We start from the raw sequence: 12,125 nt of genomic DNA on the forward strand, positions 1-12,125 counted from the left end.
TTAACTTCTGCATCACGGGATTGTTTCGGGCCCTGTGAGGTGTCTTTTACGTACCCGACACATTGACTGCACCCCGTCGAAACACCTCCGCCCTAGCTTGGGTATACGGCCGCAGCGGCGGCAAGTGCAGGCGTCATCACACGCCTGGCAGGACCGGCCCGCCGCCGGAAAGCACGCAAAAGGGAGAGGAGCCGGACATGACGGCAACACTGGAACTTGAGGATCTCGCCACCGGGTTTGCAGGCTGGCACCGCGTTTGCGCGGTGGAGGACCTGGAACTGGCCTGGGGCGAAGCTGCACTCATAGCCGGCCGGCAGGTGGCCCTGTTCCGCACGGCCCCCGGTGAGGTTTTCGCCGTGGCCCAGGAGGACCCGGCCACCGGCGCGTTCGTCATGGCACGCGGCATCCTCGGCTCACGCGGCACACGCCCCACGATCGCGTCACCGCTGCACAAGGAGGTCTACGACCTCGAGACGGGCGAGTGCTTCGGCAACGCGGAGCTGCGCCTGGCCACGTTCAACACGCGCATCATCGACGGCGTCATCGAGGTTGAGCTCTAAGGGCTCCGCCTACAGCCCGAGGGCCTCGCGGACGTCCGTAAGCACCTGGTCCAGCGCGGCTCTGGCCGCCAGCCGGGCTTCCGGCAGTTCCGCGGCGGACCCGACGTTACGGATGACCTCCAGGTAGCACTTGAGTTTGGGCTCCGTGCCGCTCGGCCGGATGATCACCCGGCTGAGGTCGCGGGTCACGTAGAGCAGCCCGTCGGTCGGGGGCAGCTGTTCGCTGCCTTCGGCCAGATCCACGAATGACTCGACGGCCGAGCCGCCGAACGATTCGGGCGGGTTTACGCGCAGCCGGTTCATCATGGCATCCAGCAGGCCCAGGTCCCCGACGCGGATGCTCAGCTGGTCGCTCGCGTGCAGCCCGTGCACCAGGTACAGCTCGTCGAGGGTGTCGAAGATCGTCTTGCCTGCGGCCTTGGCTGCGGCCGCCAGTTCCGCAATGAGCACGGCAGCAGACAAGCCGTCCTTGTCGCGGACCAGGTCCGGCGCAACACAGTAGCCCAGCGCCTCCTCATAGCCGTAGACGAGGCCCGGCACCCGGGCGATCCACTTGAACCCGGTCAGGGTTTCCTGATGCGCATACCCGGCTGCCGTAGCGATGCGCGAAAGCAGCCGAGACGAAACAACCGAACTGGCGAATACGCCCTCCGCTTCCGTTCCGGAGGCCGCCAGGCGCGCCACCACGTGCGCTCCCAGCAGGGCGCCCACCTCGTCACCCCGGAGCATCCGCCATGCACCCGTGTCGGGGTCCTTCGCCGCCACCGCGGCACGGTCGGCGTCCGGGTCGTTCGCCAGGACAATATCCGCGTCCGCCTGTGCCGCCGCCTGAAGCGCCAGGTCGAGGGCGCCGGGTTCCTCGGGGTTGGGAAAACTGACGGTGGGGAAGTCAGGGTCCGGCTCCGCCTGCTCGCTGACCAGTGTCACGTCGTCGAACCCGGCTGCCCGGAGCACGGAGACAGCTGTGGCTCCGCCGACGCCGTGCAGGGGCGTCAGGACGATCTTCAGGTCCCGGGCCGGGAAGAGCGTCCGGTCGGCCAGCCCGGCCGTGGCCGCCTCGTAGTCACTGGTGATCGTGGCGTCCAGCGTCGTCCAGCCGTCCCGGGCCAGGGGGATCGAGGCAACGTCGCCCACGTTGCCGATCTCAGTGGCGATCAGGGTGTCGTACGGTGCCACGATCTGTGCGCCCCGGCCGCTTTCCTCCACCGCGTGCCGGCCCAGGTACACCTTGTACCCGTTGTCCTGCGGAGGGTTGTGGCTGGCCGTGACCATCACCCCGCCGTCGCACTCCAGCGCCCGGACCGCATACGCCAGCACGGGCGTCGGCAGGGCGGCCGGCATCAGGAACGTCTCGATCCCCACGGCGGTGAAGACCGCGGCGGTTTCCGCCGCGAAGATGTCCGAGTTGTAGCGGGCGTCATAGCCGACGACGGCGCGCGGTCGGGTTCCCGGTGCAGCCTCCGCCACCGTCCGGACCAGGAAATTTGCGAAGCCCGCCGCTGCGCGGCGGACCACGACGCGGTTCATCCGGTTGGGGCCCGGTCCCAAGGCGGCGCGCAGGCCGGCCGTGCCGAACTGCAGCGTTCCCCGGAAGCTGTCTTCAAGGTCCTGCCGGGCGGCGGGCGTGCCTGCCTCGGTGAGCTTCACGAGTTCGGTCAGCGTTGCCGCCGTCCGGGGATCCGGGTCCTGGGCGGCCCAGGCGCGGGCATCGTTGAGCAACTGCAGATCGGCTTCGGAAGACGTCATGGAAACCAAACTATCGTCAAAGTGCGGGGGAGCGGTGCCGGACGGGGCTGTGGCCCGGTCACAACCTCACCTGTTCACCGCCGCCTGCGCCGCCGCCGGAGCGACCCGGAGTGACCCGGACCAGCAGAAAATCTGGACACGGAAATTCGGGACACGTAGCGTCTGGGAGGTGAAATTGAACCAGGGGGTGGAGTGGGCCCTTCACTGCTGCGTGAACCTGGCGTGGGTGCCCGCCGGGGAACCCATCAGCAGCGGCAGGCTGGCCGAGCTCTATGGGCTGCCGCCGGCCTACCTCAACAAACAACTGCAGTGCCTGGTGCGCGCGGGCGTCCTGCAGTCGGTGTCCGGCCCCAGGGGAGGGTTCCAGCTGGCGCGCCGGCCGGACAGGATCTCCGTGCTGGACGTGGTGCTGGCCATCGAAGGCCGGGAGCTGGCGTTCCGCTGCGACGGCATCCTGGGGAGCTGCCCCGGCGGTAGCGCCGATGAGGACTACCTCCGGAGCTGCATCATTTCGCAGTCCATGCGCCAGGCGGAGCTGGCCTGGCGGACCGAGCTCGCGCGGCAGACCGTGGCAGGGATTGCCCAGTCGCTTGAGCGGCGCTTCCCCGACGCGCGGGCCAGCTCACTCTCCCAACTCCTCGCAGACGACAAGCGAGGGGTCATTTAGCGCCCGCTCCGAAGCCTGCCAAGGGCGCGAAGACCCCGCGCTCGGTTAGAGCCGGCCGATGATTTCCGCCAGGAGCTTGGAGATGCGCGGCCCGGCTGCGTGTCCGGCTTCAAGCACTTCCTCATGGCTGAGCGGCGTGGGGCTGATGCCCGCGGCGAGGTTGGTGACCAGTGAGATGCCAAAGACCTCCATGCCGGCGTGCCGGGCGGCGATGGCCTCCAGCGCCGTCGACATGCCTACCAGGTCAGCGCCGATCCGCTTGGCGTACTGCACCTCGGCCGGCGTCTCGTAGTGCGGGCCGGGAAACTGGGCGTAGACGCCCTCTTCAAGGGAGGGGTCGACGTCGCGGGCCAGGTCCCGGATCCGCGGCGAGTACAGGTCAGTCAGGTCGACGAAGGTGGCGCCTTCCAGCGGTGAGGCCGCGGTGAGGTTGATGTGATCTTTGATGAGCACCGGGGTGCCGGGTGCCCAGTCAGCGTTGAGCCCGCCGCAGCCGTTGGTGACCACGAGGGTTTTGCAGCCGGCGGCAGCTGCGGTGCGCACACCGTGCACGACGGCCCGGACGCCCTTGCCTTCGTAGTAGTGGGTGCGGGCGCCGAGGACCAGGGCGCGTTTGCCTTCCCGCGTCAGCACTGAGCGGATCGTTCCCACGTGCCCCGCCACTGCCGGGGCGGAGAAGCCGGGGACCTCCGAGGCTGCCAGTGTCGCCGTGGTCTCGCCGATAAGGTCGGCGGCCTCGGCCCAGCCGGAGCCCAGGACCAGGGCCGTGTCGTGCGCTGCGACGCCGGTCTCAGACGCGATGTAGTCCGCGGCTGCGCGTGCCGCCTCGAAGGGGTCCGTGTTCAGGAATTCTGTTGTGCTCACCCGGTCCAAGCTACCGTGCCCGGGCCCGTGCCGGCACGGGAAACGCGCCCCGGAAGGCCGCCGGGCCGGGCCCCGAAGGTTGGTGGTCCGGCGCCGGATGCAGGAGAATGACTCACTGTGACTATGCATCCTGATTTCAGCGCCCCCCGAATCGCAATTCTCGGCGGAGGTCCGGGTGGCTACGAAGCCGCCATGGTGGCCGCCTCGCTGGGGGCCATTGTCACCATCATCGAGCGGGCCGGCCTCGGCGGCTCAGCGGTGCTGACCGACGTCGTACCATCCAAAACGCTGATCGCGACGTCGGACCTGATGACCCGCGTCAGCGGCGCCGGGGAGCTGGGAGTCAAGTTCGACGTCGACGGCGGGGACTTCGTTCCGGTCATGCGCGCCGACCTCAAGCACATCAACGACCGCCTGCTCGGCCTCGCCCGCCAGCAGTCCCGCGACATCCAGACCGGCCTGGAGCACCAGAACGTCCGGATCCTGAACGGCTCCGGGAAGCTGGTGGACAACCACACTATCGAGGTCCTGACCGCGGACGGAACCGAAACTGTCGAGGCTGACGCCATCCTGCTGACCGTCGGCGCGCACCCGCGGGAGCTGCCCACGGCGCGGCCGGACGGCGAACGGATCCTGAACTGGGCGCAGATCTACAACCTGGACGAACTGCCGGAGGAACTGATCGTGGTGGGTTCCGGCGTGACCGGCGCCGAGTTCGCCTCCGCCTACAACGGCCTGGGCTCCAAGGTCACCCTGATCTCCAGCCGCGACCGCGTGCTTCCGGGCTCCGACACCGATGCAGCCGAGGTGCTGGAGGACGTCTTCGAACGCCGCGGCGTGCGGGTGCTGTCCCGTTCGCGGGCCGAGACGGTGGACCGGACCGACGACGGCGTGGTGGTCACCCTCGGTGACGGCTCCAAGGTCACGGGCAGCCACTGCCTGGTGTGCGTGGGCTCCATTCCCAACACCGCCGGCATCGGCCTGGAAGAAGCCGGCGTGGCGCTGACCGAAAGCGGCCACATCAAGGTGGACGGCGTCTCCCGCACCACCGCCCCGAACATCTACGCTGCGGGCGACTGCACCGGCGTCCTGGCGCTCGCCTCCGTCGCCGCCATGCAGGGCCGCATCGCCATCGCGCACTTCCTGGGCGACCAGGTGACCCCCATCAAGCTGCACCAGGTGGCCTCCAACATCTTCACCTCGCCGGAAATCGCGTCGGTGGGTGTGTCCGAGGCGGAGATCGAGTCCGGCAAGTACCAGGGCGACGTCATCAAGCTCTCCCTGCAGAGCAACGCCCGTGCCAAGATGCGCAACGTCAAGGACGGCTTCGTCAAGATCTTCGCCCGCAAGGGCTCGGGCACCGTGATCGGCGGCGTGGTGGTGGGCGCCAACGCGTCTGAGCTGATCTTCGCCATCTCCATCGCGGTGAAGCAGAAACTGCACGTCGACGACGTCGCCAGCACCTTCACGGTGTACCCCTCGCTGAGCGGCTCCATCTCCGAGGCTGCCCGCCGCCTGCACGTCCACATGTAGGCAGCGCCCCGCCGTTGGTGCGGTCGCGTTGGCCTGTCGAGGCCAGGGCCGCGCTTCCTGTGAATGGCACGTTTCTCCTAGTCGCCGCCCCCGGGCCTGAGTAAAATTCAGACTGTCGATCCCCGGGATTGGCGGCACCGGGCTTCCGACAGACCGACCCACCAGCGGTCAGCTATGCGGAGATTTTCTTCCGGACGGTCGGACCGCGGAAGCCAGGAGCATGCCATGATCACTGTCCAGAAAGCCGCAATCAACACGGCCCTCATAGCGGCCCTGGTGGGCGGCGGCGCCTACCTCGCCATGGGGTATCCCCTTATCGCCTCGTCCACCAGCAGTAGCGGCAGCCAGTCCGGCACGGAATCCTCCAAGGGAGGCCACACGGCCAACGGGATCACCGAGCAGCAGCTGACGGGCAGCACCGCCACCAGGGTGAGGAACGCAGTGCTGGCGGCCAACCCCGGCGCGACGATCCACCGGATGGAAACAGACGCCGAGGGTGCCGTGTACGAAGCGCACATCACGACGGCGGACGGCTCGCGGGTGACAGTGAAGCTGGACGGTTCCTTCAACATCACGGCCACCGAAGCCGGACGCGGGCGTAAGTAGCGGCCGCCGGATATCCGGCGGAGGCAGCGGGCGGTTCAGGAACAGGCGTACGGGGGGACGGCGTCGCCGGGCGCGAAGGGCTCGAACCAGTGCCTGATGCCGAGCCTTCCGGTGTCCGCCCCGCCGGTACCCTCCGCGTAGAGGGTCTCCGAGTCGGCGTCTTCCAGCAGGACCTCCTCGACGATGGCCCGCCACTCCTCGGGGAGGTCCAGTTCGTAGATGTCCTCGGTGATCCGGGCCTGGTCGAGCAGGCAATGGACGGCGAGCTCGCCGGCCAGGCAGCCGGGGGCAGTCCAGCCGCGGGCCAGGGACGCGGTGACGTCCGATGCCACCACAATGAACCGCTGCGTGAACTTCGCGTCATAGCTGGCAGCGAACTGCGGGGGCAGCGAGGACAGCACCGAGGTTCCGGCGATGGCCTCGGGCGTGACGGTTTCCAGCTCGTGCAGTGTGCCAAGGTCGCGGAACAGCTGGTCGATGAGGATGCCGGACGAGTTCCACAGCAGGCCCGCCAGCAGGCGGGTCTGGCGCACGGACCGCTCCCGCTCGCCGGTTGCGGCGATGGCCATTTCGGCCAGGTCCTCGGGATCGAACTGGAGCCGCTGCTCGTCGGTCATGTCATCCGGGTGCGGGTCCAGCCCCAGGAGTTCAAGGCTCAGCCCGGTGAGCTTGTCGGCGTCGGCCAGCAGTTCTTCGGTGATGTCGTCGTCTTCGTCGGCATTCATGCTCCCGATGCTACCGGCCAGCCACAGCAGGCCCGATTTGTGTGACGCGGCAGCTCAAGGCCACGTACAAGGTCCGATTACGCGGCAGCGGCCTCAGGCGGCAGCTCCCTGAAAGTGCTTCTCGATCAGTCCTTTGATGTCCTCGTGGCAGCCGCCGCAGCCGGTGCCCGCGCGGGTGGCGGTGGAAACCTCGGCCACGGTGGAGCACCCGCCTGCGGCGGCGTCGGCGATCTTGCCTCCGCTCACGCCGGCGCAGCGGCACACGGTGCTCTCAGGATCGTTGGAGGGACCTGCTGCAGCCAGCTGGTCGGGTCCGTCGAGGCGCAGGAGCAGGGACCTGTCCGCCGGCAGTTCAGCGCCGCGTTCGAAGAGCTGCACCAGCTCTCCGGCGGTGCGCGGCATGCCCACGCTGACCAGGCCCTCCAGCACGCCGCCGCGGGTGGTCATCTTCACGTAGCGCCCGTGCTCGGGGTCCGCCCACTGGGCCACCTGCAGCCGCGGCCTGCCGTTGACGGCGCCGGCTGCCAGGACTTCCTCATCCCACGGTTCCGCGGAGTTGTCACCGGCCACGGCCATGTTCATGCCGCGGGCCTTCAGCACAATCACGCCCGGCTTCTCCTGGGGGAGCGGGGGCAGTGCTTCAGCGTCCTCCACGGCACCCTCGGACAGCAGCAGGAGATATTCGGCGAGCCATTCGGCCTGGCGCCAGCCGGGCCCCACCAGCCCTGAGGGTCCCCGCGCCGTGCGGCACTCGATGCAGGCGGGATCCGGGCAGCGGACCTCGGCGCAGTCACCGATGGCGAAGATGTGCGGCTCGTGGTGGGCACGCAGCCGGTGGTCCACCAGGATGCCCGTGCCGGTGGAAAGTCCGCAGCCTTCGGCGAGTTCGATGCGCGGGCGGACGCCGCAGGAGAGGACCAGCAGGTCGCCGTCGATCGCCGACCCGTCGTCGAGCAGCAGTGCCGAGAACCCGCCGTCGGGGCCGTTGTGTTCAATGCCGGTGGAACGGGCGTTTCCAGCCATCCGGACGCCGCAGCTGCGCAGGCTGGCAGCCAGGACGGCGCCGCCGCCGCGGTCGATGTTCCGGCCCAGCGGGTGGGGGCCGTTGTGCACCACGGTGACCGTGGCGCCTTCCTCTGCGGCCGCGAGGGCGGTCTCCAGCCCCAGCACGCCGCCGCCCAGCACCACCACGCGCTTGCGGCCTTCCACCGCCGTCCGCAGGACCCCGGCGTCGCGGAGGTCGCGGAGCGCGGTGACGCCCGGCGGGAGGACGGGGGCCGCGGGGTCCGGGTTCAGCCCGGTGAGGTTGGGGATCACCGGCCGGGATCCGGTGGCGAAGACCAGCCGGTCATAGTGCGCGGTGGTGCCGTCGGAGAGGATGACGGACTGCCGGGCACGGTCCACGCGCCGGACCTTCACGCCCAGCCGGACGTCTACGCCGTCGGCCACCAGTGCTGCGGCGTCGGCGAGGGCCAGCGCCTCGGGCGTGGTGCGGCCAACGCCGAGGTCGGCCACCAGCACGCGGTTGTAGGCGGCCTCGGTTTCCTGCCCGATGACCGTCAGCCCCACCTGCCCGGCACGCAGTGCCGGCAGCAGCTCATCGACCAGCCGCGCGGCCACCGGACCGAATCCGACAATTACAATTTGCTCGCTCATGAGGCCTCCGCTGTCTGAAGAACGCTGCTGGCCGGGGTGGCCGCTGCCAGCCGGACCCACACTTTGTTGAACTTGAATTCGGGCATCCCGGAGATGGGATCCGTGGCTGCTTCCGTTAGCCGGTTCGCGCTTTCCAGTTCGGGGAAGTGGAACGGCAGGAAAACGGTCTCCTGGCGGATGGCGGTGCTGAGCTCGGCACGGCAGACCACCTCACCGCGCTCATTCGCCACCGAGACCTCCGCACCCTCCGTGATCCCCATGGCGGCGGCGGCCGCCGGATGGATCTGCACCCGGGCTTCGGGCTGCGACGCCAGGAGTTCGGCCACCCGCCGCGTCTGGGCGCCTGACTGGTAGTGCTCCAGCAGCCTGCCGGTGATCAGGGTCATGGGCTTGGCGGCCGGGTCTGGATTGGCAGTGGGAGTACGACGGCGGCGCGGCGCCACCGGTGTCATGACGGCCTTGCCGTCCGGGTGGGCAAAGGCGTCCAGGAACATGCGTGGGGTTCCGGTGCTGCCTGCGGGGTAGGGCCAGTACGCGGCTGCGCCGCTGTCCAGCAGGGCGTAGTCGATGCCCGAGTAGTCAGCCGCGCCTCCCGCTGATGCCTGGCGCAGCTCCTCGAAGACCGTCTCGGGGTCGTCGCTGTAGGTGGACGGCGCCTCGAGGGCCTCGGCGAGCCGGGCCATGATCCACAGCTCGCTGCGGGCGCCGGCGGGCGGCTGGATCGCCTGCCGGCGGCGGAGCACGCGGCCTTCCAGATTGGTCAGGGTGCCTTCCTCTTCGGCCCACTGCAGCACCGGCAGGACGAGGTTAGCCTCGGCTGCGGTCTCGGACATGAAGAAGTCGCAGACCACCAGGAAGTCCAGGCTGCGGAGCCCGCGGATGACGGCGTTGGCATCCGGCGAGGCGACCGCGATATTGGAGGCGTGCACCAAAAGGCACCGGACGCCGTCGGGCTGTCCCAGGGACTTGAGCAGCTGCACGGCCGGCAGGCCGGGTCCCGGAATGAGGGACTCATCCACGCCCCAGACCTTCGCCATGTGTGCCCGGGCGGCGGGATCGGTGATCTTACGGTAGCCGGGCAGCTGGTCGGCCTTCTGGCCGTGCTCGCGGCCGCCCTGGCCGTTGCCCTGCCCCGTGAGCGTGCCGTAGCCGCTGCGGGCGCTGCCCGGCAGGCCCAGCAGGAGGCTGAGGTTGATGGCCGCCGTCGCGGTGTCCGTGCCGTCCACGTGCTGCTCCACGCCTCGTCCGGTCAGGATGTAAGTGCCGCCCCGGCGCGCGCCGGCGGCCAGCCGGCGGGCTGTCTCACGGATGAGGTCGGCGGGTACGCCGGTGATGGACTGGACCCGTTCCGGCCAGTAGGCGTTGATGGACCGGACCACGGCGTCGAAGCCGGTGGTGCGCGCCTCGATGTATTCGGCGTCGAGGAGGCCTTCGTGGATCACTACGTGGGAGAGGCCCAGCAGGAGCGTGAGGTCGGTGCCGGGGAGGGGCTGGAGGTGGATGCCGCCGCCGTCGGAGGTAAATCCCGCCGTGGCGGAACGCCGCGGGTCCACCACGATGAGGCCGCCGGCGTCGCGGACGCCCTGCAGGTGCTGGACGAAGGGCGGCATGGTCTCGGCGACGTTGGAGCCGAGCATCAGGATGGTGCTGGCCGTATCCAGCGCCTCCAGCGGGAAGGGCAGCCCGCGGTCCAGGCCGAAGGCCCGCATGCCCGCGGCCGCCGCGGACGACATGCAGAACCGGCCGTTGTAGTCGATCCGCGAGGTGCCCAGCGCGAGGCGGGCGAATTTGCCGAGCTGGTACGCCTTTTCATTGGTGAGGCCGCCGCCGCCGAACACGCCGACGGAATCCGCGCCGTACCTGGCCCGGGCATCCTTCACGGCGGCGGTGACGCGGCCCAGGGCCTCATCCCAGGAGATGGGGCGGAAGACGCCGTCGGGCCCTTTGAGCATGGGCTCGGTGACGCGGCCAGGGTGCTGCAGGAGCGAGGCCGAGGTCCACCCCTTGCGGCAGAGGCCGCCGCGGTTGGTGGGGAAGTCGCGGCCGTTCACCTCGAGGGCGGGCCCCTCGAGAGCAGGCACCGCAAGGGCAGGCACGGGGCCTGACCCCGGCTGTGCAGCCGGGGCCAGGCCCGTGGCGGCCTGGGCCGCCGGGGACTTGAGCGTCATGGCGCACTGCAGGGCGCAGTAGGGGCAGTGCGTGTCGGCGCTTTTGGTCATGTTAGACGTGTCCCATCGCGTTTCGGTTGGCGTTGCGGATGTAGCAGAACCAGCAGACGGCGAGCATCAGGGCGTACGCACCGACGAAGCCGTAGAAGGCCGGCGTGTAGGAGCCGCTGGCGGTGTTGGAGGCGTTGAGCACCTGCGGGATGACGAACCCGCCGTAGGCGCCGATCGCTGAGATCAGGCCGAGTGCCGAGGAGGCCAGGCGCTGGGTCTGCACCGAGCTGGCTCCGGAGCGGGCTGCCCGGCTGGAGGTCGCGAAGATCACCGGGATCATGCGGTAGGTGGCGCCGTTTCCGAAGCCGCTGGCCGTGAACAGCATCAGGAACAGGACCAGGAAGAGCCAGAAGTTCTTCAGCGGCAGGGTCCAGATCATGGTCAGGGTGATGACGGCCATCGAGGCGAAGGCTGCCACCGTCATGCGCGCTCCTCCCATGCGGTCGGCCATGCGGCCGCCGTAGGGGCGGGCCAGGGAACCGACCAGCGGGCCGAGGAAGGCCAGGGAGAGGGCCACTGCGCCCACGGAGATGGAGGAGAATTCGGGGAAGTAGTCCTTGATGAGCTTCGGGAACACGCCGGCGAAGCCGATGAAGGAGCCGAATGTGCCGATGTACAGCAGTGCCATGACCCACAGGTGGGGTTCCTTGATTGCTGCAACAGAACCGGCCACGTCGCCCTTGGCGCTCGTGAGGTTGTTCATGTACTTGTAGGCGCCGAAGGCTGCCAGGAGGATCAGCGGAACCCACATGAGCCCGGCCATCGGCAGGTTGACGGTGCCCGCGGCCAGCAGCGTGATGGCGATCGGCACGGCAAGCTGTGCCACCGCGGCACCGAGGTTGCCGCCGGCGGCGTTCAGGCCCAGGGCCCAGCCCTTTTCACGGGCGGGGTAGAAGAAGGTGATGTTGGCCATCGAGCTGGCGAAGTTGCCGCCGCCGAAGCCTGCAAGGGCGGCCACCAGGAGCATGACGCCGAACGGTGTTTCCGGGTTGGAAACGCACACGGCCAGTCCCACCGAGGGGATCAGCAGGAGCAGGGCGGAGACGATGGTCCAGTTCCGGCCACCGAAGCGCGGAACCATGAACGTGTACGGGATCCGGAGCGTGGCGCCGACCAGGCTCGGCATGGAGATAAGCCAGAAGATTTCGGAGGTGCTGAACGTGAAGCCCGCAGCGGGGAGCTGGACGACGACGATCGACCACAGCTGCCAGACGACGAAGCCAAGGAATTCGGCGAAGATGGACCAGTTGAGGTTGCGGCGTGCGATGGAGCGGCCCTGTGATTCCCACTGGTGCTTGTTCTCGGCGTCCCAGTTGGCGATCCAGCGACCGGGGCGCACTTCGAGGGCAAGGGTATCGGGTGCATCGGCAGTGGTGGCGGCGGCAAGATCGAGGGAATTATGGGTTCCGGCGTCTGCGGTGCGGTCAGCAGTCACGGTATACCTCCTTGGGGAATGGTGTCCTTCCAAGGTAGGGACGGCGCGTTTCGCAGATGGTCGCCCTTTGTTAACGTGCTGTGACATTTGCCTATCAGTCGCCTGGGGCCAGGG

General features: G+C 68.9%; 10 protein-coding genes. 4 read left to right on the plus strand and 6 right to left on the minus strand.

The window, feature by feature from the left end:
- Nucleotides 1-197: 197 nt before the first annotated feature.
- Nucleotides 198-560 carry a nitrite reductase small subunit NirD gene (gene nirD / locus ACFTR6_RS05995; RefSeq protein ID WP_377957234.1) on the plus strand — a complete coding sequence of 121 codons (363 nt, stop codon included), beginning with the start codon at nt 198-200 and terminating at the stop codon, nt 558-560.
- Nucleotides 561-569: 9 nt separating this feature from the next.
- Here the strand turns inward: nirD and ACFTR6_RS06000 are convergent, their stop codons facing one another.
- Nucleotides 570-2,306 (minus strand): phospho-sugar mutase, encoded by a 1,737-nt coding sequence (locus tag ACFTR6_RS06000; protein WP_377957235.1) that lies wholly within the window; start codon nt 2,304-2,306, stop codon nt 570-572.
- Nucleotides 2,307-2,475: 169 nt separating this feature from the next.
- Between ACFTR6_RS06000 and ACFTR6_RS06005 the strand changes: the two genes are divergently transcribed.
- Nucleotides 2,476-2,973: an RrF2 family transcriptional regulator gene (locus ACFTR6_RS06005; protein WP_377957236.1), complete on the plus strand. Its 498-nt coding sequence runs from the start codon at nt 2,476-2,478 to the stop codon at nt 2,971-2,973.
- Between the two features lie 45 nt (nt 2,974-3,018).
- On the opposite strand, the gene ACFTR6_RS06010 is transcribed toward ACFTR6_RS06005, so the two are convergent.
- Nucleotides 3,019-3,837, minus strand: a complete 819-nt coding sequence (locus tag ACFTR6_RS06010) for a purine-nucleoside phosphorylase (RefSeq protein ID WP_377957237.1) — start codon at nt 3,835-3,837, stop codon at nt 3,019-3,021.
- Between the two features lie 117 nt (nt 3,838-3,954).
- Between ACFTR6_RS06010 and ACFTR6_RS06015 the strand changes: the two genes are divergently transcribed.
- Both ACFTR6_RS06015 and ACFTR6_RS06020 read left to right on the plus strand, forming a co-directional pair.
- Nucleotides 3,955-5,370 carry an NAD(P)H-quinone dehydrogenase gene (locus ACFTR6_RS06015; RefSeq protein WP_076798326.1) on the plus strand — a complete coding sequence of 472 codons (1,416 nt, stop codon included), beginning with the start codon at nt 3,955-3,957 and terminating at the stop codon, nt 5,368-5,370.
- Between the two features lie 225 nt (nt 5,371-5,595).
- Nucleotides 5,596-5,976: a hypothetical protein gene (locus ACFTR6_RS06020; protein ID WP_087872710.1), complete on the plus strand. Its 381-nt coding sequence runs from the start codon at nt 5,596-5,598 to the stop codon at nt 5,974-5,976.
- Nucleotides 5,977-6,011: 35 nt separating this feature from the next.
- On the opposite strand, the gene ACFTR6_RS06025 is transcribed toward ACFTR6_RS06020, so the two are convergent.
- The 4 genes from ACFTR6_RS06025 to ACFTR6_RS06040 all read right to left on the minus strand — a co-directional run bounded on the left by ACFTR6_RS06025 (nt 6,012) and on the right by ACFTR6_RS06040 (nt 12,011).
- The gene (locus tag ACFTR6_RS06025; RefSeq protein WP_377957238.1) at nt 6,012-6,701 is read right to left on the minus strand and encodes a hypothetical protein; all 690 of its coding nucleotides are present in this window, start codon (nt 6,699-6,701) and stop codon (nt 6,012-6,014) included.
- A 93-nt stretch (nt 6,702-6,794) separates the two neighbouring features.
- Complete coding sequence (locus tag ACFTR6_RS06030; RefSeq protein ID WP_377957239.1) at nt 6,795-8,357, minus strand: FAD-dependent oxidoreductase; 1,563 nt, start codon at nt 8,355-8,357, stop codon at nt 6,795-6,797.
- Nucleotides 8,354-10,576: a molybdopterin oxidoreductase family protein gene (locus ACFTR6_RS06035; RefSeq protein WP_377957240.1), complete on the minus strand. Its 2,223-nt coding sequence runs from the start codon at nt 10,574-10,576 to the stop codon at nt 8,354-8,356. Before ACFTR6_RS06035 ends, ACFTR6_RS06030 begins: the two co-directional genes overlap by 4 nt.
- Before the next feature lies 1 nt (nt 10,577).
- Nucleotides 10,578-12,011: an MFS transporter gene (locus tag ACFTR6_RS06040; protein ID WP_076798321.1), complete on the minus strand. Its 1,434-nt coding sequence runs from the start codon at nt 12,009-12,011 to the stop codon at nt 10,578-10,580.
- Nucleotides 12,012-12,125: the final 114 nt, after the last annotated feature.

The organism is Arthrobacter sp. NPDC057009, from assembly GCF_042673905.1.
In the GTDB taxonomy this organism is placed as follows: domain Bacteria; phylum Actinomycetota; class Actinomycetes; order Actinomycetales; family Micrococcaceae; genus Arthrobacter.